General features: G+C 69.4%; 20 protein-coding genes. 9 read left to right on the forward strand and 11 right to left on the reverse strand.

Annotated elements, in window-relative coordinates; genetic code table 11:
* Positions 1-3: 3 nt before the first annotated feature.
* The 4 genes from DPM19_RS09405 to DPM19_RS09420 form a co-directional block, all read right to left on the reverse strand.
* Positions 4-651, reverse strand: a complete 648-nt coding sequence (locus DPM19_RS09405) for a TIR-like protein FxsC (protein ID WP_233510007.1) — start codon at positions 649-651, stop codon at positions 4-6.
* 159 nt (positions 652-810) lie between these two features.
* Positions 811-3024, reverse strand: a complete 2214-nt coding sequence (locus DPM19_RS09410; RefSeq protein ID WP_199484941.1) for an FxsB family cyclophane-forming radical SAM/SPASM peptide maturase — start codon at positions 3022-3024, stop codon at positions 811-813.
* A gap of 9 nt (positions 3025-3033) precedes the next feature.
* Positions 3034-3210 carry an FxSxx-COOH cyclophane-containing RiPP peptide gene (gene fxsA, locus DPM19_RS09415; protein WP_111864879.1) on the reverse strand — a complete coding sequence of 59 codons (177 nt, stop codon included), beginning with the start codon at positions 3208-3210 and terminating at the stop codon, positions 3034-3036.
* 91 nt (positions 3211-3301) lie between these two features.
* A complete protein-coding gene (locus tag DPM19_RS09420; RefSeq protein ID WP_158566740.1) occupies positions 3302-4192 on the reverse strand; it encodes a DUF4231 domain-containing protein in 891 nt (296 codons plus the stop codon).
* Between the two features lie 151 nt (positions 4193-4343).
* On the opposite strand from DPM19_RS09420, the gene DPM19_RS09425 reads away from it, so the two are divergent.
* From DPM19_RS09425 to DPM19_RS09440, 4 genes are read left to right on the forward strand one after another with little or no spacing between them, the layout of a single operon-like run.
* A complete protein-coding gene (locus tag DPM19_RS09425) occupies positions 4344-4712 on the forward strand; it encodes a GntR family transcriptional regulator (RefSeq protein WP_111864884.1) in 369 nt (122 codons plus the stop codon).
* Positions 4709-5587 carry an ATP-binding cassette domain-containing protein gene (locus tag DPM19_RS09430; protein WP_111864887.1) on the forward strand — a complete coding sequence of 293 codons (879 nt, stop codon included), beginning with the start codon at positions 4709-4711 and terminating at the stop codon, positions 5585-5587. Before DPM19_RS09425 ends, DPM19_RS09430 begins: the two co-directional genes overlap by 4 nt.
* Positions 5584-6279, forward strand: coding sequence for a hypothetical protein (locus DPM19_RS09435; protein WP_111864891.1), 696 nt, complete (start codon positions 5584-5586; stop codon positions 6277-6279). Before DPM19_RS09430 ends, DPM19_RS09435 begins: the two co-directional genes overlap by 4 nt.
* A 12-nt stretch (positions 6280-6291) precedes the next feature.
* On the forward strand, positions 6292-6537 hold the full coding sequence (locus DPM19_RS09440) for a hypothetical protein (protein WP_111864894.1): 246 nt from the start codon (positions 6292-6294) through the stop codon (positions 6535-6537).
* Positions 6538-6698: 161 nt separating this feature from the next.
* Here the strand turns inward: DPM19_RS09440 and DPM19_RS09445 are convergent, their stop codons facing one another.
* Positions 6699-7385, reverse strand: coding sequence for an SDR family NAD(P)-dependent oxidoreductase (locus tag DPM19_RS09445; RefSeq protein WP_111864896.1), 687 nt, complete (start codon positions 7383-7385; stop codon positions 6699-6701).
* A 148-nt stretch (positions 7386-7533) separates the two neighbouring features.
* Between DPM19_RS09445 and DPM19_RS09450 the strand changes: the two genes are divergently transcribed.
* Together DPM19_RS09450 and DPM19_RS35660 are read left to right on the forward strand one after the other, a co-directional pair.
* Positions 7534-8385 carry a helix-turn-helix transcriptional regulator gene (locus tag DPM19_RS09450; RefSeq protein ID WP_199484963.1) on the forward strand — a complete coding sequence of 284 codons (852 nt, stop codon included), beginning with the start codon at positions 7534-7536 and terminating at the stop codon, positions 8383-8385.
* A gap of 15 nt (positions 8386-8400) precedes the next feature.
* Positions 8401-8631, forward strand: a complete 231-nt coding sequence (locus tag DPM19_RS35660) for a hypothetical protein (RefSeq protein WP_199484942.1) — start codon at positions 8401-8403, stop codon at positions 8629-8631.
* Positions 8632-8654: 23 nt separating this feature from the next.
* Here the strand turns inward: DPM19_RS35660 and DPM19_RS09460 are convergent, their stop codons facing one another.
* The 5 genes from DPM19_RS09460 to DPM19_RS09480 all read right to left on the reverse strand — a co-directional run bounded on the left by DPM19_RS09460 (position 8655) and on the right by DPM19_RS09480 (position 12710).
* Positions 8655-9125: a DUF4265 domain-containing protein gene (locus DPM19_RS09460; protein ID WP_111864902.1), complete on the reverse strand. Its 471-nt coding sequence runs from the start codon at positions 9123-9125 to the stop codon at positions 8655-8657.
* 43 nt (positions 9126-9168) lie between these two features.
* A complete protein-coding gene (locus DPM19_RS09465) occupies positions 9169-10068 on the reverse strand; it encodes an HNH endonuclease (RefSeq protein ID WP_111865102.1) in 900 nt (299 codons plus the stop codon).
* A gap of 196 nt (positions 10069-10264) precedes the next feature.
* Positions 10265-10960 carry a maleylpyruvate isomerase family mycothiol-dependent enzyme gene (locus DPM19_RS09470; protein ID WP_111864905.1) on the reverse strand — a complete coding sequence of 232 codons (696 nt, stop codon included), beginning with the start codon at positions 10958-10960 and terminating at the stop codon, positions 10265-10267.
* Complete coding sequence (locus DPM19_RS09475) at positions 10957-11409, reverse strand: YbhB/YbcL family Raf kinase inhibitor-like protein (RefSeq protein ID WP_111864908.1); 453 nt, start codon at positions 11407-11409, stop codon at positions 10957-10959. The genes DPM19_RS09470 and DPM19_RS09475 overlap by 4 nt, the downstream gene beginning before the upstream one ends.
* 65 nt (positions 11410-11474) lie before the next feature.
* A complete protein-coding gene (locus DPM19_RS09480) occupies positions 11475-12710 on the reverse strand; it encodes a DEAD/DEAH box helicase (protein WP_199484944.1) in 1236 nt (411 codons plus the stop codon).
* A gap of 492 nt (positions 12711-13202) precedes the next feature.
* Between DPM19_RS09480 and DPM19_RS09485 the strand changes: the two genes are divergently transcribed.
* Positions 13203-13499 (forward strand): hypothetical protein, encoded by a 297-nt coding sequence (locus DPM19_RS09485; RefSeq protein WP_111864912.1) that lies wholly within the window; start codon positions 13203-13205, stop codon positions 13497-13499.
* A 19-nt stretch (positions 13500-13518) separates the two neighbouring features.
* Here DPM19_RS09485 and DPM19_RS09490 read toward each other — a convergent pair whose 3' ends face one another.
* Entirely contained in the window at positions 13519-14967 is a 1449-nt protein-coding gene (locus DPM19_RS09490) for an FG-GAP repeat protein (RefSeq protein WP_158566741.1), read from the reverse strand.
* A 342-nt stretch (positions 14968-15309) separates the two neighbouring features.
* Between DPM19_RS09490 and DPM19_RS09495 the strand changes: the two genes are divergently transcribed.
* Both DPM19_RS09495 and DPM19_RS09500 read left to right on the forward strand, forming a co-directional pair.
* A complete protein-coding gene (locus tag DPM19_RS09495) occupies positions 15310-24798 on the forward strand; it encodes a DNRLRE domain-containing protein (RefSeq protein WP_111864918.1) in 9489 nt (3162 codons plus the stop codon).
* An 85-nt stretch (positions 24799-24883) separates the two neighbouring features.
* Entirely contained in the window at positions 24884-25660 is a 777-nt protein-coding gene (locus tag DPM19_RS09500; protein ID WP_146778791.1) for a tetratricopeptide repeat protein, read from the forward strand.
* Positions 25661-26795: the final 1135 nt, after the last annotated feature.

Below are 26795 nucleotides of genomic sequence, written 5' to 3' on the forward strand. Positions count from 1 at the left end.
GTCTCACTCCAGGAAGATGTTGCGCAGTTGGTCGCGCTGGAGCGCTCGGGGCTCGACGCGGTGGCTGTAGTGGAGGTCGGAGATCCGCCGGGCGAGTTGCCAGACGATCGCCTCGTAGGCGTCCGGGCTGGTTTTGGTCAGGCCGAAGACGCCTTCGTTCCGGTAGTGCTCGGTGTAGTTGGGGTCGGGCAGCCCGGCCGGTGTGAAGCGCTGGACCTTGCTGACCACCGGCGGGATGATCTCGCGGGGGGTGGGCGCCCACAGCACGGGGAGGATGGCGGTCGTCCGGTCGGAGCCGGACTCGCGCAGTTTGGTGACCGTACGCTGCGAGAACGCGTGCCATTCCATCCCGCACCATTCGCTGGTGAGATACGGCATCGACAGCAGCGCGACGAAGATCTGGCAGGTTCCCACCGCGTGCATCAGTTCGTCGGACCATCGCCCGCCGTCGGGGATCGACCGGTCGATGAATCCCGGATCGGCTCCGGGCGGGCGGCTCACCAGCTGGGAAAGGTTGTCCGAAAGGTCGTCGAAGAACTTGATCACTTGCCGATTGGGTTCCTGCGCGGGACCGGCCGAGCGCTTTCCCCGGCCCGTATGCGCGTAACTGAGGAAGAACAGCGGTGCCCTGGGGTCGAGATCGCTGCACACCCCGCGTCCTGTTCTCTCGCCCGCCGCGCCGGCCCCAGCGTAGCGGGCGGATCTTCGGCATCGGCGTCCGCCGTGATTCTTTCTCAGTAATTCTCGCCGACCTGTGTCATGTGACGAAAATCGGTCGTATCCGAATTCGATTGGTACCGGGAGAAAGGGTCAGGACCAGCCCGTCACGGTCGCGTGCATCCCCGCGACGAACCGCTCGCCGTGCGCCGTCAGCGCCCTGGTCGCCCGGACGGCCTCGATCGCGTCGCGCACCTCCGACCGGTGCCGCTCGAAGCGGGCCTCGGCCCCGGGGCGGCCGGCCCGGGCCCGCACCCGCCACAGCTCGGCGATCGCCAGATGCGCGTACACCCCGTGCAGCACGCCCTCCACCGGGCGCGGGTCGGGCCGCCACGGCACCCGCAGCAGGACCCGCTCCGCGGGGTCGAACAGGCCGTACATGTCGAGCAGCGCGCTCAGCTTGACGTGCTGGAACTCGTGCACCAGCAGGACACTCAGGTCCGCGGCGGACGGCGGCAGGGCCACCGCCACCGCGCCGAACGCGTGCCGCGCGGTGCCGCTGCGCCCGTGCCCGGCGGGGTCCGGCCGCAGCGGCACCACGGCGCGCAGCCCGGCGTCGAGCCCGGCCGCGTACCCGGGCAGTTCCCGGCGCAGTTCCCCCAGCGCGGCCTCCAGGGCCGCCGACCAGGCGTCCCACCCGGCGGGGGAGAGCCGCCCGGCGGCCGGCCAGTCCTGGCAGTCGCGGAACGGGTCGAGGTCGTCCACCGCCAGCCCGCCGGCCCGGCGCACCGGCAGCCACTCGCCGTCCTCGGGCCGCGGTGGCGCGGCGTGTCCCGCCGCCCCCACCCGCAGGGCGCCGTGCCCCGGGACGTGCAGCGCCCCGTCCCGCACCGGCAGGAGGAGGTCGGGCCGCTCGCCGGCGTGCATCGCGGCGGCCGCGGCAACCCCGGCCAGGTGCGCCCGGTCGAGTTCGGGGTCGGCGCCGGCCGGCGGGCGCAGGCACCGCACCGCCCAGGCCTGGGTGTAGGGGTGCATGAAGGCCGCGCGGACGGCCTCCGGCCGCGCGGTGTCCAGGTCGGCGAGCAGCGCCCAGCCGTCGGCCGCGAGCCGGTTCGGCTCCCCCGCGCCGGCCACCGCGGCGACCAGCGCCCGGGTGAGGGACAGCCGCATCTCGGCCAGCGCGGTCACCGCCGCCGCGTCGCCGGGGCCCGCGGCGAGCGCGTCGAAGGCGCCCTCGGGCAGGGCGTGCCGCGGGGCCTGCGGACGCGGCGCGCCCGCCGTCCGGGCGATGAGCGCCTTGAGGTCGGCGCAGTACACCGACGGGTTGTCGAACCCGTGGCCGGCGCGGTGCCGGTGCGCGTAGAGGCCGCCGCCGCAGATCCGCACCACCGGGCAGGCGCGGCAGGTCGCGCACAGCGCCGCCAGCCCGCCCCGGCGCGCGGCGGCCCCCGGGTGCGCCGCCAGGTCGTCGACCGAGTGGGAGAACACGTCCATGCCGGTGGCGGCCGCGCCGTCGAACGCCGTCTTCAGCGAGTCGGCCTGCTCCCAGCTCCCGTCGGTCTCGACGGTCGCCAGGCCGACCGGGTCGAGCCCGATCGCCTCGGACCCGCTCGGCCCGCCCCGCGCCGCCGCGGAGATCGAGTCGAACAGCCGGACGGGCACGGGGCGGCCGTCCGCCGTCCAGCGGGCGTGGACGCGGCCGAGCCAGTCGGCGTACGGGGTCGGGACGCCCGCGGGCCGGGGCGGCGGCGCGTCCCAGGTCGCGTGCGGCAGAAGCAGGTCGATCCGGGGCGGCCGCTCGGCGAGCAACGCCTCGTAGACCCGGATCGGGTCGGCGGCCAGGTCGACCGTGCACAGGATGCCCGCGTACAGGTGCCGGTACTCGGGCCTGCGCAGCAGGGCGAGGCCGCGGAGCACCTGCCGGTGGCTGCTGCGGCCGTCGGCGTACCTGCGGTGCAGGTCGTTGGCCTGCCGGTCGCCGTCCAGCGAGACGCCCACCCGCACGCCGTACTCGGCGAACAACTCGCACAGCCGCTCGTCGAGCAGCACGCCGTTGGTGTGGATCCGCAGGTCCAGCCGGGTGACCGGCTCGATCGCGGCGCGCAGTTCGGCCAGGACGGCCCGGAGCCCGGCGGGGCCGAGCAGGGTCGGCTCACCGCCGTGCAGGACCACGAGCACGCCGTCGACGCGGTGGGCGGCGGCGTGCTCGGCGATCCGGCGGGCCGCCTGCCGCACCGTGGCCGGCGCCATCGCCGGGGGTTGCCGCCGCCAGCTCTGGTCGGCGTGCTCGTAGACGTAGCAGTGGTCGCAGGAGAGGTTGCAGCGGCTGTGGACCTTCACCACGAACTGGGTGATCGCCGCCGGCACGGGGTCGGCTCAGATGCAGGAGTTGAACGTCGCGACCCGGACCCGCTCGGGGTCGTCGGCCTCATCGAGAATGCGGCCGACGAGGGCGTCGACGATTCCGCCGGGATCCGTGCCCAACCGGCCCAGCGGTACGTCTCGTACATCGGGGACCGGGATTTCTTCGAGGGCGAGTTCCGTGGGGCCCATTGCCGATTCCTCCCCGCAGCCATGACACGAAGTCGGCGTTAGTGGTATGGAGTTCTCGTCGTCAGGCTAGGTGACGAATAGCGGTTTGTCATCAGCGTGCGCGCGCCCGCCACATGGTGTGCTCTCGGGAGACGGCGGTCTCCGACCGCTCGCAGAATGCGGCCCATTGCGCCGGATCGTCGCCGACCTGTTCGGATTCGGTGCTGATGACGAGCAGTTCGTTCACCGCCAGCCGGTAGGCGGCCGTAAGCGGCCAATATTGGCGCAGTTGCGTCCAGGCGGTGATCGACGCGAGGCAGGCGGCGGCGATGCCGAGCGCGTCGAGGTCGATCTTTCCGGTGGCCCGCAGCAGCGCGCCGGCGAATCCGGCCGCGCCGAGGGTGACGGTCAGGACGCGCCAGCGGCGGGCGAGTTGCTCCACCCGCCGGGCCTTGCCCTGGTACCAGTCGATCTGGTCCTGCACCCGGTACCGGATGTAGGAGGCGCGCTTGACCTCCAGCGGGGCGTCCCGCAGGGCGTGCATGGCCGGGCTGATCGTGAAGTGCGGGTCGTCCGGCGGGGGATGCGCCAGCCGCAGGTGCTGGAGCGACGCCAGGATCGCCCGCATCCGCTCCAGGAAGAGGCCGTCGGCCGTCGCGTCGTCCTCGAAGGGCGCGGCGCGCATGACGTACTTCCAGCTCATCGTCTTGATCGACTCGGCTGCGGCCCGGCCGTCGTACCAGCGGCGCTGGGCCTCGCCGCCGCCCAGCCAGGCGCCGCCCAGGGTGGCCAGCGCGAACAGCAGGGCGGCGCCCAGGTCGGCGGCCCCGTGCCAGGACGGCCCGTCCCTCCCGCCGGCCAGCGCGAGGATCGCGGAGGCGAGGCCGGCGAGCAGCAGCAGTGCGGTCAGCGCGACGGTGGCCCGCTGCCCCGAGCGGGAGGTGTCCGAGGCGACCCGGTACAGCCGTGGCAGGTCGCTCCGGGACATCCGAGCCAGCTCCATGCAGCCCCTCTCTCGATCTCCTCTATTCCACCAAAGGGAAGCGCCGCCGTCTGTGGATGTCGCCACGGATCTCCCACGAGAAGTGGACAAACCAGGACCAACATGGTTCATTAGTTAAGTAATGAACCACGGAAGCCGAGGAGGTGCGCCGGTGTTCGACGATCGGAGCCCGATCTACCGGCAGATCGCCGACCGGATCAAAACCGAGGTACTGGCCGGAACCCTGCAGGGCGACGAGCAGGTCATGTCCACCAACCAGTACGCGGCCTACTACCGGATCAACCCCGCCACCGCGGCGAAGGCCTTCCAACAACTGGTGGACGAGGGCGTGCTCTACAAGAGACGAGGCATCGGCATGTTCGTCAGCCCGCAGGCCCGCGACTCCCTCCGCGCGGAGCGCCGGGAGAGCTTCTTCAGCGACGTCGTCGACCCGATGGTGACCGAGGCCAGAGCCATCGGCATCCCGATCACCGACGTCGTCGAACGGATCACCCGGCTCGCCGAAGGAGACGAGCGATGAACATCGAACTGGACGGAGTGCGGCTCCGCTACGGCAAGACCGTCGCCCTGGACGGCCTCACCCTGAACCTCCCCGGCGGCCGGATCTACGGGCTGCTGGGCCGCAACGGCTCGGGCAAGACCAGCCTGCTGTCCCTGCTGGCCGGCTTCCGCCGCCCCACCGCCGGCACCGTCCGGGTCGGCGGCCACCCGGTGTTCGAGAACGGGACGGCCACCGCCGGGATCTGCCTGATCCGCGAAACCCTCGACATGGCCCACCACTCCGTCAAGGTGAAGGAGGTGCTGGAGGTCGCCGAGAACCTGCGCGCGACCTGGGACGGCGACTACGCCGGCACGCTGCTGGAGAAGTTCCAGGTCCTGCCCGGCACCAGCGTCGGCGCGCTGTCCCGGGGGAAACTGTCGGCCCTGGGCGTGACCGTCGGGCTGGCCAGCCGGACCCCCGTGACCCTGTTCGACGAGTCCTACCTCGGCATGGACGCCCCCGCCCGCTACCTCTTCCGGGACGAGGTGCTCGCCGACTTCATGCAGCACCCCCGCACGATCGTCCTGGCCACCCACCTGATCGAGGAGGTCGCCCCGCTGTTCGAACAGGTCGTGATCATCGACCGGGGCCGGCTCGTCCTGCACGAGGACGCCGACGACCTGCGCGCCCGCGGCGTGGCCGTCACCGGCCCCGCCGCCGAGGTCGACCGCTTCGTGGCCGGGCTCACCGTCCTCGGCGAGCAGCAACTGGGGCCCACCAAGGCCGTCACGGTCTACGGCGAACTCGACGACGACCGCCGCCGCGCCGCCCGCGAGCGCGGGCTCGAACTGGGGCCGATCGCGCTCCAGGACCTGTTCGTCCACCTCACCGCAGCGAAGGGAGAACCGGCATGAGCCGCACGGGCAAACTCGCTCCAGGGTCCTTCATCGTCCTCGGGCTGAGCGTCTACACCGCGGGCATCTGGGCGGCGTTCACGGCCCTCGCCATGGCCGTCGCCGTCGGGATCCACACCTTCGGGTCCCTGGACGACAGCGTCTACAACGTGGCGGGCGGGCAACTGCCGCGCTGGTTCATGTTCGGGATCGGCATCTACCTGATCCGGATCTACCTGCCCATGCACGTCGGCCACGGCCGGACCCGCCGGCAGTTCACCGCCCACGCCCTCGCGTCCATCGTGCTCGTCACGGCCGCCGGCGCCGCGCTGATGACCGCCGGCTACGCCCTGGAGGGGCTGCTGTACCAGGGCCTGGACCGCCCGCGGAACATCCCGGCCGAGCAGACGTTCGCCGTGGACGAGTACCCCCTCGTCTTCGCCGCGTACTGGGGGGCGTTCCTGGTCTGGATGTCCGTCGGGGCACTCGTCTCCACGGCGTTCTACCGGGGCAGCGGGACGGGCCTGCTGACGGTGCCGGTCGCGGTGGCCCTGATCATCCTCGCCGGGGACATCACCAGCGACCAGAACCTGCCCTTCGACGACGTGACCGCCCCCACCAGCATGGTCCAGTGCCTCAGCGGCTTCCTGGTCGCCGCAGGCCTCCTGTGGGCGCTGCTCCGCGACATCCCCATCCAGACCAGGACGAGCTGAGGCGGTCGGCCGATGACGGGACGGGTGGTCCTCACCATCGAGGGGGACCGGGCGCGGGCGGTGGCGGCGCTGCGAGCACTACCCGGGCTACGGCGGATCGGCGGCGCCGGAGCCGAACTCGACCTGACGGTGACCGACACCCGGGCCGCGCTGCCCCCGCTGCTGGCCGCGGTGGTCCGCTCCGGCGCGGTCCTGTGCTCGGTCGAGGTCACCCCGGCCTGCATCTGCACCGCAGAACCCGTCCCGGCCGGCCGCTGAGGAAGCGAAACTCCGTCCGTGCTCCCGGCACGGTGCTCCCGGGCAGCAGCAGATCACCCGTCAGAAAGCTGTCCGGAAAATGCGGGACCTCCCGCATTTTCCGGACGCCTTGCCGGACGTGCTCCGCGGGCTCACCTTGGCGCCGGGCATGGCTGAGCTGCTTACCAGGGCAATTCTCCGGTTTCGTCGTGGAAAGTTCCGGTGGGGCCGTCCGGACCGAGAGTTGCCAGTCGTACGACGGTTCTGGCGCTCTCTTCAACCGGCCTGCCGATTCCGAAGGCGGCGGTCATGTCGGTCGCGGTGGTGCCGGGCTCGAGCGCGTTGAACTTGATGCCCGGCTGGGACTTGGCGTACTGGATCGTCAGCATGGTGGCTGCCGATTTGGACGCGGAGTAGAGCGCGAGCGACAGGTGGAACTCCGGCCGGTCCGGGTTGTTCACCGCCCAGAAGGACCCGGCGCTGCTGGAAACGGTCACCACGGTAGGGTTCGAGGATTTGCGCAGCAGGGGTAGCGCCGCCTCCGTGACGCGCACGATTCCCACCGCGTTGGTGTCGAAAACCCGCAGCGCCGTGGGACCGTCGGCCGACTCCGTCCCCAAAATGCCCGCGTTGTGCACCAGGACGTCGAGCCGGCCCTCGGCCGAGCCGATCGTCGCCAGCGCGCCGCTCACCGACGCGTCATCGGTCACATCGAGCTGCACGAAGTGCGCGCCGAGAGCGGCCGCGGCCTTCTCACCCCTCTCAACATCACGTGCACCGATGTAGACCTTGTGCCCCAATTCCAGAAGCTGTTTGGCGGTCTCAAAACCAATACCTTTGTTCGCTCCGGTGATCAGCGTGACAGTCATGCTTATCCTTTCGGAATAGGTGGCCCGAGCAGGCCGTTGTTCACGCTATGAGCAGTTCCTTTCGGCTACCAGAGCCCTCTCCAGCCTGGGGTGTGACAGGCCCCCCTCTGCCCGTCCCGCAGCGCCCTAGGCACGCCTCGTGAGCGAGATGACGAACGCCCTCGGCACGTACCTGCGTGCCCGGCGCGAGCAGGTGACACCGCAGCAGGCGGGCATCCCCGACGTGGGTGTGAGACGGGTGCCCGGGCTGCGGCGCGAGGAGGTCGCCATGCTCGCCGGCATCAGCGCCGACTACTACCTGCGGTTGGAGCGGGGCCGTGACCGCAACCCCTCCGTGCAGGTGCTCGAGTCGATCGCACGCGTGCTGCACCTCGACGACGACCACATGGCCCACATGCTGGCGCTGGTGGCGGAGGTCCCCCGGCGGCGCCGCCCACCGCGCAAGGGGACCCCGCCGCCCGGCGCCCTCAAACTCCTGGATTCCCTCGTCCAACCCGCGTTCATTGAAGACCGGTATTTCGACATCCTGGCCTCGAACGACCTGGCCAGAGCACTCTCGCCCCGCCTCGCCGCCGGGGGAAACCAGCTGCGGGACTTGTTCCTGGACCCGGCCGAGCAGGCTCTGCACCCGGACTGGAAGGACGTCACGGAGTGCTTCATCGCGAACCTGCGGCAGGCCGTGGGCAACGACGTCGAGGATCCCCGCTTCATCGAGCTCACCGGAGAGCTCTCACTGGCGAGCCCTCGATTTCGTCAGCTCTGGGCCCGCCATGAGGTACGGGGACAGCGCGGGGCGCCGCTGCGGCTGCAGCACCCGCAGGTCGGGGAACTGACCCTCAACCGGGAACGACTGAGCATCGGCGGAGCCGAGGACCTGATGCTCGTCGTGTACCACCCGGACGCCGGGTCCGGCGACGCGGACAAACTCACACTGCTCGCGTCCGCAGGGCTGCCCACGTCGGACACGCGAAGCGACGAACACCTCTCAGCACAACCCTGAGGCGGAGACGCCCCCATGACCACGATCGGAATCGTCGGCGCGGACGCGGCCGGAAGCCAGATCACCCGCGCGGCCATCGCCAACTCGCGGGGGCCCGAGACCCTGAAGGTCTGGGGCCCGTCAGCCCGTGCCGCGCATACGGCCGGGGCCGCGGCGGACTTCGCGGTCATCGCCATCGCCCCATGTGTCCTACCAAAGCTCCTCGGTAGGATATCCGTTCAATTCGCCACATTGGGCACGCTCTAAACCACTTTGCCGGGACCCTGGTTTCAATCCTCACCGAAGGCGCCACCATGGCCTTCGGCAATAAATGACTCCTCGACTTCAATAAATCCGTTCGAGATGAATGAAATCAACTTTGACCGCAGATTAAAATAGTCGCAATCCTCAGGGATGTTGGCCGCAAAATGCAAGTCGCTGTCGCTAAATTCCCATTCGCAGTCCGCATCGCGCAATGTTTCAAATATTTCATCGCGGGGACACAGATCGCCTTTCAGGAGAATCGCGCGGATGGTTGAATTCCCGCAATGTCGAACCAGCCCATCAAAAACAAGTTCTCTGCGCTCATGGTCCGGGCGGGCGCGAATAATGTCACCACGCGAAATCCCTCGGACAAAGAAGGGCGAATTAATTAGTTCAAGCTCATACGGCCCTGGCGCCTTCTTGGTCCAGATTCGCTCTGTAGAAAATGGCGGCCAAGTCGGACTTACCATCTCCAGGTCAAAGGCAACCTTGAACATTCCTGGCGGTCGAGTAGTCACCTTTATTTCGACGCCCTTTCGCCTAGTCTAGGGTTATCAGATTGAGATGCCTTGCATCGACTATAGGGTCAGGCAGGAATTCCCTCAACTCATCGTCCCAGTCCGGGAGCGATTTGGTATGCTTCCCAACTCCTGGGCCGTTGCATCGGCGACACGCAACACAACCATTGTGCGGCGAACCACAGCCACCGCTTGCTCTTGTTATGACGTGATCAATTTGGGCATCGTCGGGAAGGCCTTTTACTCCTCTAATCGAAGGTCTTCTCACAACATTGACGCCGCAGTAGTCACACTTAGGTTGCCCGCCATTTCTGGCTTCATTTTCTGCATAAACAGCGTTTCTTCCAGCATCTGTGAAATCGAGGCCCGCTCGATCATTTGGATGGTTCCCGCAGTTGTGGACGAGGACTGGCGTGTCGCCGACCTCTACATGGTAGGTGTGGTCGCCGGTGATGGTGAGGTTGTGAACACGCTGATTCTTGGCGGTGCGATGGTCCAGGGCGGTGACCTGCACCCAGGTGCCGGTAGAGGTGCGTAGCCACATGCCAGGTTTGAGATCGCTGGCCTCGGCCCAGCGGGATTCGTTGGGGAGCCAGAAGGGGTGGTTGTCGGTGGCCGTCAGTTCACCGGTTTTAGTGCCGCGTTTTCCGTCGGTGTCGATGGTGATCTGCACCAGGTGTTTGGTGCCTTTGCTGGTGGTCAGGTGGGTGACGGTCTGAGGGCGGTTTTTGCCGGTGTTGGGATTGCCGGCCAGGATCTTGTCGCTGACCTTGATCTGCTCGATGGGTTTGGTGGTCCCGTCGGCCATCAGCACCTGGGTGCCTGGTACGAAGCTGTGCCGGCGTTCCCTGCTCCGGCCGTCATCGTCGTCCCGCCGCGGTATCTCGCATGTCTCGCCACCGGTTGGTGGCGTGGACCCCATTACCCCGGCCAGGCCCTCGCCCGCCGACGGCACCGTAGGCAGCGCCAAACCGAAGTCGGCCGCGATGTCTGCGGCGTCCTGGACCCGGCCGAGGACTTCTTCGGCGCGGGCGAAGGAGTCCTTGATCCGGGTTCAGGGCGTTGCGGGCGACTGCCTCTGCAACGGCTCACCGAACGCGTCTACCCCGTCCGGGTGCTCAGGCCAGGCAGCGTAGCGCCGTGATGAGCGGGCGGTCGTCGGGCAGCCGCCCGACGGTGGCTTCCACGAACTGCGCGGGGGTCAGGTTCGCCTCGTCCTCGGCGGCCCGGACCCGTAGCCGCCGGTCGGGCACCGTCGTGGCGACCGAGACCGGCGCGTCCCGTTCGGCCAGCGCGAGCAGGCCCACCAGGACGCGCCATCCGGTGCGCCCGGCGGCCTCGTCCGCCGTGACGGGCGCCGCCACGTCGTCGGCGTGGGTGGCGTACTCCGAGGAGTAGTGCAGCGCCTGCCGTCCCGCCGGGTACGGCCCGGCCAGGGTCGGTAGGGGCGCGTCCCGGCCCAGCGCGCGCATCCGCCGCCGCGTCCGGGCGTTCTTCTCCCGCCACTCGGCCAGCACCTCGCCGACCGGCCGGGAACGCCGCTCCCGCACGCACCACTCGTTGAAACCATCGACCCCGCCGCCGACACCGCCGACCGCGGCCAGGAACCCGTCGAGGTCGTCGTCGAGGCAGGCGTGGTTGTACAGCTCCTCCCCGGCCAGGTGGCCGAGGACGTCCCGCACCGACCACCCCGAGTTCCGGGACGGTTTCCGCCACCCCTCCTCGTCCAGCGACGCGAAGAAGCGGTCCAGCCGGGCGGCCTCGGCGTCGAAGATCTCGAACGGGTCCAGGCCGGCCGGCGGGCCGGCGGTCACCGCCCGAACCTGCCGACGGCGGTGCCGGTCGCCAGGGGGTCGTCGAGGATCCCGGAGCGCAGGTCCTCGGCGGTGAACCCCGGTTTCAGCCCGGACGGCCCGGCCAGCGCGTACAGGCGGAAGAAGTAGCGGTGCGGGTCGTCGCCCACCGGCGGGTGCGGCCCCCCGTAGCCCGGTTCGCCGTAGTCGTTGCGCCCCTCGACGGCCCCGGCCGGACGCTCGCCCGCCGCCAGCTCCGCGGTCTCCGGCGGGATCCCGGCGAGCAGCCAGTGGGTGAACGTCCCGCCGGGGGCGTCGGGGTCCTCGCACAGCAGCACGAGTTCGGTCGCCTCGTCGGGGACGTCCCACCACTCCAGCGGGGGTGACACGTCCCCGGCGGCGTGGGAGTACTCCGGGGGGATGATCGCGTGGTCGGCGAACGCGGCGCTGCGGATCCTCATCTGCTCCATGCGCCCCACCTGCCCGCTGATCCGGCGCCGATGCGGGGCGCCCCGCCGAGCCCGGAGCCGGGGTGTCAGGCGGGCGTCCGGCGGCGGCGTGCGGGCCGCCGGCGTGCGGGCCCGGAGCGGCGGGGCGCGGCGGCCGGCTCCGGTGCCGGGAGCGTGACGGGGATGCCGGAGGGGGCCCGGGCGCCGGTGATGCGGGCGAGTTCGGCGTCGCCGGGCCGTACCCGGGTGGTCCGGGCGGTGACGCCCGCGGTGGCCGTCATCCGGTTCACCTCGGTGCGCTGCTCGGGCAGTACAAGGGTGACGACGGTGCCGGTCTCGCCGGCGCGGGCGGTGCGGCCGCCGCGGTGCAGGTAGTCCTTGTGGTCCTCGGGCGGGTCGACGTTGAGGACCAGGTCCAGCCCGTCGATGTGGATGCCGCGGGCCGCCACGTTGGTGGCGACCAGCGCGGTGACCTGCCCGGACTTGAACTGTTCCAGGACGCGGTTGCGCTGCGGCTGGGTCTTGCCGCCGTGCAGGGCCGCGGCGGGGACGCCGCCGGTGCGCAGCCTGCGGGCCAGCCGGTCGGCGGCGTGCTTCTTGGCGACGAACATGATCACGCGGCCGTCGCGGGCGGCGATGCGCAGCGTGACGTCGTGCTTGTCCTCGGCCGACAGGTGCAGCAGGTGGTGTTCCATGGTGGTGACGGCGCCCGCGACCGGGTCGACCGAGTGCGACACCGGGTCGGTGAGGAACCGGCGGACGAGCCGGTCGACGTTGCGGTCCAGGGTCGCGGAGAACAGCATGCGCTGCCCGTCCGGCGCGACCTGCTCCAGGAGGGCGGTGACCTGGGGCAGGAAGCCCATGTCGGCCATCTGGTCGGCCTCGTCCAGGACGGTGACGCCCACCCGGTCCAGCCGGCAGTCACCCCGGTCGATCAGGTCGGCGAGGCGGCCGGGGGTGGCGACGACGACCTCGGCGCCGCGCCTGAGCGCGTTCGCCTGGCGGGGCAGGGGCATCCCGCCGACCACGGTGACCGTCCGCAGCCGCAGGGCCTGGGCGTACGGGGTGAGGGCGGCGGTGACCTGCTGGGCCAGCTCCCGGGTGGGGACGAGCACCAGCGCGAGCGGGCGGCCCGGTTCGGCGCGCGCCCCGTCGAGGCGGGCGAGCAGCGGCAGGCCGAACGCGAGGGTCTTCCCGGAGCCGGTGCGGCCCCGCCCGAGGACGTCGCGCCCGGCCAGGGAGTCGGGCAGGGTCGCGGCCTGGATCGGGAACGGCTCGGTGACGCCCTGGCCGCCCAGGGTCGCCAGCAGCGCGGCGGGCATGTCCAGTTCGGCGAAGGAGGCCGCGGGCGGGCGTGCGGGGGTGCGGGAGACCGGCGGCGCGGAGTCCGCGGGCCGGTTGTGCGCGGGGGCGCCCGCGGACCGGCCACGTGCCGGGCGGCGCCTGCGGGAGGAGGAACGCGGGGTGGTGATGATGGAACCTTTCGTCGGCTCCCGCGGGCGTCCGGCGGCACTGTGCCGTGGGGACGGGATCGCGGTCGAGCCGGGGAAGTGGTGGAGGTGGGGCCGGCAGGTGCCGGGGACCGGGGACCCGCACGGTGCGGGCCCGGTGTCGCCGCGATGATCGCCCTGCCTGGAGACCCGGAGGAAACAGAAACGCGCCCGTCGATCGGCGGGCGCACGAGTTCGTGGGAATCACAACTGCAACCGCCACCACCCTAGCATGTGGCCTGTCCGGCCTCGTAAACGCCGATCGGGCCCGTCGCCGTGTCACCCTGGAAGGGGAGGCGAGCCGCGCCGACCTGGGAGGAAGCCATGAGCGGAACCTCGCCCGACATCTGGATCGCGACCTCCGACGGCCGCGACATGATCCGCGCCGACGCGATCACGGTCGTCCGTTTCGACGGCGGCGGCCGGGTGACGGCGCAACTGCACGACGAGGCCCGGGTCTCGGTGACCCTCGTCGACGGCTCCGTCGGCACCCACCCCCCGGACGACTTCCACCGCCGCCTGATCCGCGTCCTCACCGAACTCACCGACACCGGTGACGCCCACCTCGTCACCCCGGTGTGCGCCGCCGACGGCTGGCACTGGACCACCGAACCCCTCTGACCCGCGCCGCGCCGGAGGGTCAGGGGGCGAGGCTCTGGCCGAAGAAGTCCCCGCGGACCCCGGCCGTGAGCCCGAGTTCGGCCCGCCCGAAGAGGGTGGACGAGGCGAGGGCGCGCCCGTCGAGGTGCACGATCCAGACGGCGCCGTCGTCGTTCACCGGGCCGCCGATCAGCGCCTCGTCCTTGCCGTCGCCGTCGACGTCGGCGGCGGCCACGGCCCAGCCGAAGTGGTCGCCCGCCCAGTTGACCGACGGGACGGGGGGCTGGTCCTGGTGGATCCAGACCTGGGCGGCACCCGTGATCGTCTTGGCCGGGTCCCCGAAGAAGACCTGGGCGGCCCCGGTGGCCGGGGTGGTGCCGAGGTCCTCGCCGCGGATGCCGACGAGGAGGTCGTCGCGGCCGTCGCCGTCGAAGTCGCCGGCGGCGACGGCGCTGCCGAAGGCGTCCTCGGGTTCGACGCCGTCCGCGACGTACGGCGAGTCCTGGTGCATGGTCCGCACCCGGCCCGCGGAGACCCCGGTGCGGTCGCCGGTGAAGACGGCGACCTGCCCGGCGAACCCGGCGCCGGACACGATCTGCTCGCCCATGCCGGTGGCGATGTCGGTGTAGTCGTCGCCGTTGAAGTCGCCGAGCGCCAGCGTGGTGCCGAGGAACTCGCCGGCCCCGGGGACGTCCGCGGCGTCGACGACCTGGCCGCGTGCGGGCCGGTCGGTGAAGGGGCCGTAGAGGACGTTGAGGGCGCCGCGGGCCGAGGAGCCGGCGATCTGCTCGGAGTTGACGCCGACGACGAGGTCGTTGTGGCCGTCGTCGTCGATGTCGCCGACGGCCAGGGACTCGCCGAACCGGTCGCCGGCCTCGGCGGAGCTGGGCACGTTCGGTGAGTCCTGGGTGAGGTCGATGGCGCCGCTCAGCCCGCTCGCGCCACCCTTGACGATCTTGACGGCGCCGGCGTCGTGCTGGGTGCCGATGCCCTCCAGCGGGGCGCCGATGACGAGGTCGGCGTAGCCGTCGCCGGTCAGGTCGCCCGCGGCCAGGCTGTAGCCGAAGTGGTCCTCGGCCTCGGAGCCGCCGAAGACGCTGCCGGAGTCCTGGGTGATGGCCGAGCAGCGGGTGACCGACAGCCCGGTGGCCGAGCCGTAGCAGACGACGAGGCCGCCGGCGTTGGAGAAGCCGCCGATGTTCTTCTGCGAGACGCCCATGGCGAGGTCGGCGTAGCCGTCGGAGTCGAAGTCGGCGCTGGCGAGGACCTCGCCGTAGCCGTCGGAGGGTTCGGCGACCCCGGGAACGTCCGGCAGGTCCTGGTGGATGTACTGGCCGGAGTTCGGGGGAGCGCCGGACCTGCCCCGCGCGATGACGACCGCTCCGGCGCGCACGTCCCCGCCGATGGTCTGGCTGGGAATGCCGATGGCCACGTCGATGATGTCGTCGCCGTTGAAGTCACCGGGCGCGGCGGGGGTGGCCGCGTTCACGCTCCCCGCAGGAATGGTTACTAGTATCGCCGCGCCGAGCGTGAGAGAGGCGATGAGTCGATATCGCATCCGGATCCTCACGCCGGTCGGGAACGAGGTCTGGGCAGCCCCTTCCGGGACCGACCAGAGAAGATCATAGGCATTGCCTGGCCGCTAAAAAAAGGTCTTGATCTTGCTTGTTTTCCGGGTTACTTTCCAGTCGCTTGTCACTCGGCAATAGATGTCTTCGACGTGAACAACATGAACAACGGGTGTATTGGACCGAGTCCGGTGCGCTTTGGTTGCCATGTCCGTTAATCAATTCCGGGTTGTTGAAAACTGATTTCGGGATGGGTGCTTCGGGTGCGTTCTGAAAGTCGGGACACCGAGAGCGGGCGACCCGCGGGCCGGCTCCTCGCCGGCTGGCGGGGCAGGCGCGCCGCCTCGGCCGCGCTCGTGGTGGTGGTCACGGTGGGCCTGCTGCCCGCCGCGCTCTTCGAGACCGCCCGCGCCCAGGCGCAGAGCCGGCCGGACACCCCTGACCAGCGCGCCGGCAGCGCCGCGAACCGGTCGCACACGGCGGGCGCGCGGCAGACCGACGCCGGAACGGGCACCGAGCGCACCCCCGGCGCGACCCCGGGCGCGCTGCCGCTGGAGAAGAACCGCCCCACCGGTTCCCTCCCCGAACCCCAGGCCCCCATCAAGCAGATCGGCCGGCCGGGCGAGCCCCCTGCGAAGGTGCGCGCCGCCCTGGCCGGCCAGACCGACGGGCCCCGCGGGTTCGACCCGAAGACCAGCACGGAACTCCCCGGCCGCCGCGGCCCCGACTCCCAGGTCTTCCGGAACCCCGACGGCACCGAGACCACCCGCATCCACCAGGGCGACGTCCACTTCAAGGACGCGCAGGGGAACTGGCAGAAGATCGACATGAACCTGGCCGCCGACCCGTCCGGGCGGCTGCGGGTCAAGGCCGACGACCGCCGGATGTCCTTCGCCCCCCGGGCCAACGACCCGGTGCTGGGCGAGCTCCCGCTGGACGACCGCACCTCGGTGCGGTTCGGGCTCGCCGAGGGGGCCGCGGCCACGGGCCAGGTGAACGGCTCGTCGGTCCGCTACGCGGACGTGCGCGGCGGGGCCGACATCACCTTGACCGCCCAGAGCGGGGGCATCAAGGAGATCATCACCCTGGCCTCCCCGGACGACCCGAAGGTCTGGCACTTCCCCCTGCACCTCGTCGGCGACCTGACCCCCGTGCTGGCCGAGGCCGGCCACGTCGAGTTCCGCGACTCCCGGGGAGCGGTGCGGGCGGTCATCCCCGAGGGCTGGATGGCCGACTCCGCCGAGACCGACCAGACCGGCGAGGTCGAGTACCGGCTGGTCAACGTCGCCGGCGTCCCGGTCCTCCAGGTGACCCTGGACGAGGAGTGGCTCAACGACCCCGCGCGGGTCTACCCCGTCCAGGTCGACCCGTCCGTGGTGGACGGCGACAGCGACACCTACGTGCGGACGAACGCGCCCGGCAACCGCTCCGGCGACGTCGAGCTGAGGGTCGGGAACATCCCCAGCACCACCAGCCTCTCCGCCAGCTACCTGAAGTTCAACAACGTCGCCGCCCAGCTCCAGGGCTCGTACGTCGTCGACGTCAGGCTCGGGCTCTACAACATCTGGTCCGCCAACTGCGCCACGACCATCCCGGTCAACGTGCATCCGGTCACCCAGGCATGGGATTCCGCGACCCTGACGGCCTGGCCCGGAGCGAGCTACGGGCCGAGCATCGCGTCCAAGGTCTTCGCGCACGGCGGCACCGGCTGCGCCCCCGCCTGGGAGCTGATCGACCTCGGCGACGGCGGTATCGACCTGGTCGACCAGTGGGCCGATGGCGGCACCAACCACGGCCTGAGCCTGCGGGCCGCGGCCGACGCCCCCGGGGGGAAGGCGTTCGCCTCGGCCAACAGCGCCAACAAGCCCTACCTGGAGATCACCCACACCGCCTTCGGCGCCACCTACGAGACGGTCGGCGGGCTGATCGCTTCACCGACCAACGGGCAGGCCGGCGAGATCAAGATCAGGGTGGCCAACACCGGCCACTACAACTGGGCCGCGACCGGCAACGACGAGGCCCGCCTCGGCGTGCGGATGTTCAACGCCACCACCAACACCGAGCTGGACGCCCGCGCGCTGACCCAGCTGCCGGCGGCCCTGATGGTCGGCAACCAGACGACCGTCACCGCCCGGATCCCGCAGGTCCCGCCCGGCCAGTACTACGCGGTGCTGGACATGTACCGCCCGGTGGACAAACGCTGGTTCTCCTCCTACGGCGTGCGGGTCGAGTCGCTGCTGGTCGAGTCGATCGACGTCGGCCCCCGGGTCACCGAGGTGCATCCGCGCAACAACGCGCACGTGTCGTCGCTGACCCCGCAGCTGCACCTGCGGACGCAGACCGTCGACTCCTACCCGCCGGGCGCCACGCACGAGTACCAGTTCACGGTGTGCGGCGGCACCCCGGAGGAACCGGTGGACTGCACCACCTCGCCGTGGGGCGCCAACGGCTGGGAGGCGCCCGCCGGTGAGCTGGAGTGGGGCGAGACGTACTTCTGGCAGGGCACCGCCCGGGAGGGCGGCACCGCCGGCCCGCAGACACCCCCGCACTACTTCACCACCGCCGTCGAGCAGCCCGCCGTCACCCACCACCTGGCGGGCGCCGCCCCCGACGCCGACCGCGACGTCGACCCCAAGGTCGGCAACTACACCACCACGGTCACCGACGCGGAGGTCGCCGCGGCCGGCCCGCCGATCTCGGTGGTCCGCACCTACAACAGCCGCGACCCGCGCACCGGCAACGTGTTCGGCGCGGGCTGGTCCACCCGCTACGACATGCGCGCCGTCCCCGACGCCGACGGGTCCGGCAACGTGGTGGTGATCTACCCCGACGGGCAGCAGGTCCGCTTCGGCCGGAACCCCGACGGCACCTACCAGCCGCCGGCGGGCCGGTACGCCACGTTCGTGGCGAACCCCGGCGGCGGCTGGACGCTCGCCGACAAGGCCCAGGACAGCTACGTCTTCGACGCCGCCGGCCGGCTCACCGAGCTGACCGACCACCGCGGCCGCACCCAGACCCTCACCTACGGCACCGGCGGCAAGCTGCAGACCATCACCGCCCCCGGGAACCGGCGGCTGCACTTCACCTGGACCGGCGACCACGTCACCGAGGTCGCCACCGACGCCCCGACCGCCGGGGCGCAGCCGCTGCGCTGGACCTACACCTACTCCGGGGACCTGCTGACCGAGGTGTGCTCACCCGAGGACACCCCCGGCGCGTGCACCGAGTACACCTACCAGACCGGCTCCCACCAGCGGACGATCATCGACGACACCAACCCGAGCTCGTACTGGCGGCTCGGCGAGTCCGGCGGCACCGCCGCGGCCAGCACCGTGCTGAGCCGGGGCGGCACCGACAACGGCATCTACAACGAGGTGCAGCTCGGCGTGCCCGGCGCCGTCGCCGGCGGCACCGACACCGCCGCCCGCTTCAACGGCACCACCTCGCACGTGGCCCTGCCCGAGGGGCTGGTGCCGGAGAACCTGGCGCACTTCACCATCGGCCTGCGGTTCCGCACCACCGCGACCGGCGGCGTGCTGTTCTCCTACGACAACCGCCCCGTCGACAGCGACGCCATCGCCAACACCTACACCCCCGCCCTGTACGTGGGGACGGACGGGAAGCTGCGCGGCCAGTTCTGGCACGGCTCGATCGACCCGATCACCTCCGCCCAGACGGTCAACGACGGGAACTGGCACCACGCCCTGATCACCGCCGCCGGCACCACCCAGACCCTCTACCTGGACGGCGTCCCCGTCGGCACCCGCACCGGCAACATCGTCGGCTACGAGCAGAAGTACGTCGCGCTCGGCGCCGGGACCTGGACGAACTGGCCCGCCACCACCGGCGACCGCGGCTTCTTCAACGGCGACATCGACGAGGTCGTCGTCCACGACCGTCCGCTGGGCGCCCCCGCCATCGCCGGCCAGATCGGCGCCGCGCAGGCCACCGCCCGGCTGACCGAGGTCACCCTCCCGTCCGGCCGGCGGGACGTGCTGGTCACCTACGACCCCGGCACCGAGCGGGTGATCCAGTACACCGACGCCGACGGCGGGAGCTGGAAGCTGTCCCCGCCGGTGCTCGACCAGCCCGACGACGGGGAGGAGGGGGCCGGCGTCGTCACCGCGACGGTCACCGTCACCGACCCCCGGGAGCGCGCCTCGTCCTTCGTCCTCGACCTGCTGCGCGGCTCCCGTGTCGTCTCCCAGCGGGACCCCACCGGCGCGGGCACCGGCTTCACCTACGACGAGGGCGGCTTCCTCGCCCAGATCACCGACGAGAACGGCAACGCCACCCGGCTCGGGTACGACGAGCGCGGCAACCAGATCTCCCGCACCACCTGCCGGGCCGAGAACGACTGCCAGACCACCCACTACGCGTACCACTGGAACGCCGCGGATCCGCTCGACCCGCGCAACGGCCAGCTCGTCGGCGAACGCGACCCCCGCTCGTCCGGCCCGACCGACGACACCTACCTGACCGCGTACGCCTACACCGCGCACGGCGACCTGCAGTCGGCGACCACCCCGCCGGTGGCCGGGTTCCCCGGCGGCCGCACCACCTCGCACACCTACACCGACGGCACCGAACCGGCCGTCGGCGGCGGCACCGTCCCCGCCGGGCTGCCCGCCACCACCACCGAACCCGGCCCCCGCGTCACCGAACGCAAGTACACCGCCGCCGGGGACGTCGCCGAGGTCACCCACCCCAACGGGCTGAAACTCGGCTACACCTACGACGCCCTCGGCCGGAAACTCACCGAGACCCGGACCAGCACCGACCACCCCGCCGGGCTGACCGTCACCTTCGCCTACGACGGCGACTCGCGGATCACCACCGAGACCCACCCGGCCAGGACCAACGCCGTCAACGGCCAGCAGCACCGGCCGGAGATCCGGCACACCTACGACGCCGACGGCAACCCGCTCACCGAGGCCGTCCACGACCTGCTGGGCGGCGACCCGCCCCGGATCACCTCCTGGACCTACGACGGCCACGGCCGGACGCTCACGGAAACCAGCCCGCAGGGCGGCACCGAGACCTACGGCTGGGACGACCTCGGCAACCGGACGCGCCGCACCGACCCCCGCGGCAACGTCTTCGACTACGCCTACTCGCCCCGCGACCAGCTCATCGAGGTGAAGCTGCTCGGCTACACCGGCGGCACCGCCACCCCCGGCACCCCCCAGGACCTGGTGCTGGACTCCTACGCCTACGACCCCGCCGGCCGGCTCGCCTCGCACACCGACGCGATGGGCCGCACCATCGCCTACCAGTACTACGACGACGGCGAGCTCGCCGACCGGACGCTCACCGGCTTCCGCAACGCGAACGGGACGACCCGCGACATCGTCCTGGAAGCCAACACCTACAACGCTGCCGGCGACCTGACCCGCCAGATCACGGGCGGCGGCCAGGTGCGCACCGACCTGGAGGTCGACGCCGCCGGCCGCACCGTCGCCGCCGTGCTGGACCCCGGCGGCCTGGCCCGGCGCACCGAACTCGTCTACGACGGCCACGACAACGTCACCAGACGCACCCTGTCGGCGGCGGGCACCACTCGCACCGAGGTCGTCGACATGGTCTACGACGTCCACGACAACCTGACCCGGCAGACCGTCCGCAACGGTTCGCAGGACCTGGTCACCACGTTCACCTACGACCAGTTCGGCAACCCGCTGACGCGGACGTCCCCGCGCGGGAACGCGCCCGGCGCCGACCCCGCCGACCACACCACGAACTACGAGTACGACCCCGCCGGGAACCTGGTGAAGACCAAGCTGCCGCCGGTGCAGGTCACCCAGGGTGGCGCGCCGGCCGTGCAGCGCCCCGAGATGGTGCAGGGCTTCAACGCCTTCGACGACCGCACCCACGTCAAGGACGCCCGCGGCAACATCGTCAACTACACCTTCGACAAGGACGGCCGGGTCGTCTCCACCAGCCTGCCGTCCTACACGCCGCCCGGCGGGACGCAGCTGGTGTCCACCACGGACTACGGCTACGACGCCGCCGGGAACCTGCTCACCCAGTCCGACCCGCTCGGCCGGGTCACCACCCACACCTATGACCAGCTCGGCAACCTGGTGAAGACCGTCCAGCCGGCCGTCGGGGGGAACTCCCCGGTCTGGCGGCACGGGTACACGCCGCTCGGCGAGCGGCTGTGGACGGAGAACCCGCTCGGCGCCCGCACCGAGGCCACCTACGACGACCTCGGCCGCCCGATCACCGGCACCGAGATCGAGCGCGTCCCCGCGCCCGCCGCGCATACCACCACCGTCGGCTACGACGACGACGACAACCCGGTGACCGTGCAGTTGCCCGGCGGCGGGACGGAGACGACCGAGTACAACGCGGCCGGCGAACCCACCAAGGTCACCGACCCGCAGAACCGGCAGACGACCTTCGGCTACGACCTGGCCGGGCGGCAGAACCGAATGACCGAGCCGACCGGCCTGGTCTCCCGCACCCTGTTCGACGAGGCCGGGCGGCCCACCGACCAGATCGACGAGAAGCCCGCCGGCACCGAGCTGCGGCGGCGCACCGTCGGCTACGACCCCGACGACAACCCGATCACCCAGACCGACGCGCTGAACCGCGTCACCCAGCGGACGTTCGACGCCGGCGGGCGGCTGACCCAGCTCGTCGAGCCGGTGTCCGGGGTGGCGTCGATCACCACCGGGTTCGGGTACGACGCCGACGGCAACCGCACCCGGCTGACCGACGGGCGCGGGAACGTCACCGACTACACGTTCAACCCGTGGGGCCTGATCCAGTCGGTGGTCGAACCCTCGACCACCGCGCACCCGGCGCTTTCGGACCGCACCTACACGATGGTGTACGACGCGGCCGGCCGCCCCACCGAGATCCGCAAGCCCGGCGGCGTCACCGCCACCCGCACGTTCGACAATCTCGACCGGCTGACCGAGGAAACCGGCACCGGCACCGGCACCACTGCGCCCCGGACCTTCGGGTACGACCTCGCCGGGCGGATGACCTCGGCCTCCGCGCCGCTCGGGAACAACACCTTCACCTGGGACGACCGCGGCAACCTGCTGTCGACCGCCGGGCCGTCGGGCAACGCCACGTTCGCCTATGACGGCCGCAGCCGGATGACCCAGCGTGCGGACACGGCCGGGACCACCGTGTTCGGGTGGAACAACGCCGACGACCTGACCGCGGTCACCGACCCGCTGACCGGCCAGTCGATGACCTACGGGTACGGCTCCGGCGGGGAGTTGGAGAACGTCGGGTACGGCGCCGGCGCCGGGACACGGGAGTTCGAGTACGACGACCTTGGCCGGTTGAAGGCCGACCGGCTCAAGGCCCCCGGCGGGACGGCCACCGCGTCCACCACCTACGGGTACGACCTGGAGGACCGGCTCACCGAGAAGGTCACCGCCGGGGTCGCGGGCGCGGGCACCAGCACCTACACCTACGACCACGCGGGCCGGCTGACCTCGTGGACGTCCCCGGCCGGAGCGTTGACCAGCTACGAGTGGGACGCCGCCGGGAACCGCACCAAGGCCGGCACCCAGGTCGCCACCTACGACGAGCGCAACCGGGTGCTGACCGCCGGGCCCGCCACCTACTCGTGGACCCCGCGCGGGACGCTGGCGGCGCGCACCGAGGCCGGGGTGGTCCGCAACTTCTCCTTCGACGCCCTGGACCGGATGACCGGGGACGGCACCACCACGTTCGCCTACGACGCCCTGGGCCGGATGGTCACCCGGGGCACGGGGTCGATGGTCTACGCCGGGCTGGACAACAACCCGGTCTCCGACGGCTCCACCACGTTCGCCCGCGACCCGTTCGGCGAGCCGCTGTCCAAGCAGACCGGCGGCGGCACCGCCGCCAGCGTGCTGACCAACCTGCACACCGACGTGACGGGCACCTTCGACCCCGACACCGGGCAGGTGCAGTCCTCCACCGCCTACGACCCGTTCGGCCAACCGGTGGCCACCTCCGGGACAGGTGTGTCGCTGGGGTTCCAGGGCGAGTTCACCGACCCGGGCACCGGTTTGGTGAACATGCACGCCCGCTGGTACAGCCCCGAACTTGGCGCCTTCATCTCCCGCGATGACTACCTACTGGACCCCGACCCCTCGGTGGAGGCCAACCGCTACACCTACGGCAGCGCGGACCCGCTGGTCACCACCGACCCCACCGGGCACTGGGGGTTCAAGAAATGGACCCAGCGGGTACTCAACGCCGCCTCCTACATCCCCGGCCCGGTCGGGGTGGTGGCCAGCGTCGCCAACGCCGGGATCTACGCCGCCTCCGGCAACTGGGGAGCCGCCGCCTACGCCATGGCCGGAGCGATCCCCGGCGGAAAAATCCTCGCCAAGGGACTGAAAGCCGCCCGCAGCGTCGCCAAGTCCGCCAAACGCTACAAGCCCAAACCGAAGGCCAAACCCAGCTACCGGCCCAGATACTCCCCACGCCCGAAGATCCGCTACAAGCCCAAGTACAAGCCGGTCAAATCGGTGGTGCGACGGGCCAGCCACTCCACCGGCTCCAGATCGGTCACGCGCAGCACCGGACGCGGTGGCAAGGCCGTCAGTCGCGGCGGGAGCAAGAGCGCCAGCGGCGGCGGCAGGGTGACGCCCAGGGCCAAACCGAAGCCGACGCTGGCGCAGATCATCCGCAACCGGGCCATGACCCCGGCCGCCCGCCCACCACTACAAAAAGCAGCACAAAACGCACGCAACGTCCTCAACAAAATCCAAGACACCTTCACCCGCGCACAAGAAGTCCTCGGACGAGCCCAAGACGCCGCCGACATGGCGGCTGACTTCGGTCTGGCGCTGCCGACGGTGCCGTCGGTGGGCGAGGGACTGGCCGGGGTGGTGGGGTTCACGCCGCTGCAAGGCGCCACCTCCTGCCCGATTCCACCACCGGACCCAGGTCAGGGGCGCGGGCGCCGCCACAGCTTCGTACCAGGCACCCAGGTGCTGATGGCCGATGGGACCACCAAACCCATCGAGCAGATCAAGGTCGGCGACAAAATCCTGGCCGGCGACCCCAACACCGACAAAAATCGTGCTCAGACGGTCACCCACCTCTCCACCAGCAAGGGCACCAAACACCTGGTCCAGATCACCATCGACACCGACGGGAAACACGGCACCAAAACCGGCAAGCTGACGGCCACCGATAACCACCCCTTCTGGCTCCCCCACGAATCACGCTGGGCCGAAGCCGCCGACCTCAAAACCGGCATGTGGCTACGCACCTCCACCGGCACCTGGACCCAGATCACCGCCCTGGACCACCGCACCGCCAAGAACCAGCGCGTCCACAACCTCACCACCACCGGAGACCACACCTACCACGTGGTAGCGGGTGGCGATCCCATCCTCATCCATAATGACGAGCCTCGGCCCGAGCTTTGCTTCCCGGAGCACGACACTGGAAAGGCAGCAGCACATGCTGATGGGGTGTTCACCCTAAGTGGCTATTCTAGTGACGTTCCGGCTGGATTCTTGAGGCCAGCACTCCGGCAAGTTTTGCGATTGCAGAACCTTATTGGCAAGGACCGGGTTCCATTTTTCATGGATAACAATGCCGGGGATGGTGCTTATTATCTCTCGCACGCAGAGAAGCAGGCGATTGTCTTGCGCCCTAGAAGTGAGGTAACGGTAACTAAACCGATGTGTGATGACTGCTTCCAGTTCTTTATTGACCTGGCTCGGGCCACAGGTAGGAGGCATACGGTCAGAGACCCTAGTGGCCCCTACCATTTTGACCCGTAGCAACTGGACTTACTGATAGGCTGGGGATAGATCAACCTCTGTGGGGTTGTGGTGAGTTGGTTGCTAGACGAGAGGCTTAGATAAGTTGAGTGGCGACATAGTTGCTCGATGCGAGGAAATTCTTGATGCCATCAAGGGCAACATTCCCGGAGCGCGAAAGGAGATGTCACAAGTTTTCCCAACTCTTCAGAAAGCGGCGGACGCTGGACGTGCCGATGCTCAGGCTTTGGTGGGTGGTTTGGCCCTTGAGTACATAAATAATGCGGAAGCTGCATTGCGCTATTTTAAAATGGCTGCTGAGGCGGGTCATCCTGCTGGACAGCGTGGTCTTGGTCACATGCTGGCCAATGGTATCGGTGTGGAACAGGATACTTCCGAGGCCGCAAGCCTATTTAAAGCTGCCGCTGAAGCCGGTGATTTGATTGCCTCATTCAATTTGGGGAAGATGCTCTTGATGGGAATAGGGGTTCCTGTCGACGAGAATAAGGCCGTTGAATTCTTGGAGAAGGCCGCTTTGGCGGGAGTTGCCCCAGCTGCGGCTTTGTTGGCGGACTGGTACGCAGACAAGGAAGAATATGCGCGGGCAAGAAATCTTTATTCCGCTGCGGCTAATGGAGGAATGCCTGGCGTAATGTTCACGCTTGGAAAATGGTGCGCTGAGGGTGTGGGTGGAAAAATTGACAAGATTGAAGCTGTGCGATGGTTCCTCAAGATGCTCGATTTTGAGGATGGTGATGGCATTCATGAGGCTATTCAAATGGCTCGCACAATGACAGATGCTGAAATTATTGAGGCTGCGGCACTTGCGGGCCGTGATGCAGATGCGACTGCACTAATTGGCGCGGCAAGGAATAGTATCTGAAGAGTGTTAGCCCGATGATCGCTTGAAGTGCCTCTTCGAATTTGTGGATTGGGATGTGGCAGTGGCCGCCTTCCTCGCTCATCATCCGCCATCCCTTGAAATGTGCGACGGCCTGCTCGTTGAGTGATCGGACCTTGGCAATGCCGTGTTGAATTCCTTGTCGCAGTCGCAGAGTTCGCGCTTGGGGCCGCTTGATCGGGACGGTGTCGATGCCCTCGACGCCGAGGTATCCCAGGTCTGCGACGGTGGGGATCCCTGAGGGCAGTATGCCTGAGGAATGTTCCCGAGAAGGAGGAATCCATAGATGAGAAACCCCTGGCATGAATGGAGAATATAGATGTAGTGATAATTTTGGAGGGTTTAAATGGCGCTTAGTGCCGAAGAGGCAATTGGGCAACTTAATAATCGTTCGTCAAGTCGTCGCCGAGCTGCAGCAAAAAGGCTTCGAAGCCTCGGAGATCCATCTGCAGGCAGAGTATTGCTTGAGGTACTTCATCGCGAGGTTGAGGACCCTCGAACTTGGGAGACTCAATATCATATGGTTATGGCAATATCGGCATGTAGCTATAGGCAGGCAATTCCCGATCTCAAAGAATTCGCACTTCATCGAGTCGGCAATGCGGCGGTCCAGTGTGCAGTTGGTGACGCTATAGTACGTTTGGGTGGAGATGGAGGGCGCGATAGTAGCATTCTGCACTGGTGTATGGATACGAGCAATTGGACACTTATTGATGGCGCTTTTCGGGCTATGGCAATGCTGCGAATGGTGCCTGATGAACCTACAATTAATCGCATTCTAGATTGTCTTGATGGGAGGCTTTCGGAGGATAGCCTTCGTTTCTGGCCCGCAGTGGCTGCTGCCGGTTGGCATGGCCAGCGTATTCGCGATTTTCTCACCGAGTGCACAGGTTATCGCGAGGACGTTGCGGCAGCGGCATCGATCTCGCTAACTGGGAAATATGAAAACTATCGAATTCTATAGGGTGGTTTATCTACCCTCCTCTAAGTCAATGCCACTAAGTTAAGTGTTTGAGTGGTACGGTTCTTGGATGGCTCGAATTGGACAGGTAAAGGTTGCTGACAGCGATTCTTCGTCTGTGCGGTTGACGGATCGTATTTCATTGGGTGTGTTGGC

It is taken from the genome of Actinomadura craniellae, assembly GCF_003289645.1.
Taxonomy (GTDB): domain Bacteria; phylum Actinomycetota; class Actinomycetes; order Streptosporangiales; family Streptosporangiaceae; genus Actinomadura_D; species Actinomadura_D craniellae.

Coding starts and splice junctions, on each gene's coding strand:
- DPM19_RS09475 (WP_111864908.1), bottom strand. CDS start 11,409: ATGGAGCAGATGAGGATCCGCAGCGCCGCGTTCGCCGACCACGCGATC.
- DPM19_RS09485 (WP_111864912.1), top strand. CDS start 13,203: ATGAGCGGAACCTCGCCCGACATCTGGATCGCGACCTCCGACGGCCGC.
- fxsA (WP_111864879.1), bottom strand. CDS start 3,210: ATGGGCCCCACGGAACTCGCCCTCGAAGAAATCCCGGTCCCCGATGTA.
- DPM19_RS09465 (WP_111865102.1), bottom strand. CDS start 10,068: ATGGGGTCCACGCCACCAACCGGTGGCGAGACATGCGAGATACCGCGG.
- DPM19_RS09430 (WP_111864887.1), top strand. CDS start 4,709: ATGAACATCGAACTGGACGGAGTGCGGCTCCGCTACGGCAAGACCGTC.
- DPM19_RS09445 (WP_111864896.1), bottom strand. CDS start 7,385: ATGACTGTCACGCTGATCACCGGAGCGAACAAAGGTATTGGTTTTGAG.
- DPM19_RS09435 (WP_111864891.1), top strand. CDS start 5,584: ATGAGCCGCACGGGCAAACTCGCTCCAGGGTCCTTCATCGTCCTCGGG.
- DPM19_RS09420 (WP_158566740.1), bottom strand. CDS start 4,192: ATGGAGCTGGCTCGGATGTCCCGGAGCGACCTGCCACGGCTGTACCGG.
- DPM19_RS09450 (WP_199484963.1), top strand. CDS start 7,534: ATGACGAACGCCCTCGGCACGTACCTGCGTGCCCGGCGCGAGCAGGTG.
- DPM19_RS09440 (WP_111864894.1), top strand. CDS start 6,292: ATGACGGGACGGGTGGTCCTCACCATCGAGGGGGACCGGGCGCGGGCG.
- DPM19_RS09480 (WP_199484944.1), bottom strand. CDS start 12,710: ATGCCCGCCGCGCTGCTGGCGACCCTGGGCGGCCAGGGCGTCACCGAG.
- DPM19_RS09460 (WP_111864902.1), bottom strand. CDS start 9,125: ATGTTCAAGGTTGCCTTTGACCTGGAGATGGTAAGTCCGACTTGGCCG.
- DPM19_RS35660 (WP_199484942.1), top strand. CDS start 8,401: ATGACCACGATCGGAATCGTCGGCGCGGACGCGGCCGGAAGCCAGATC.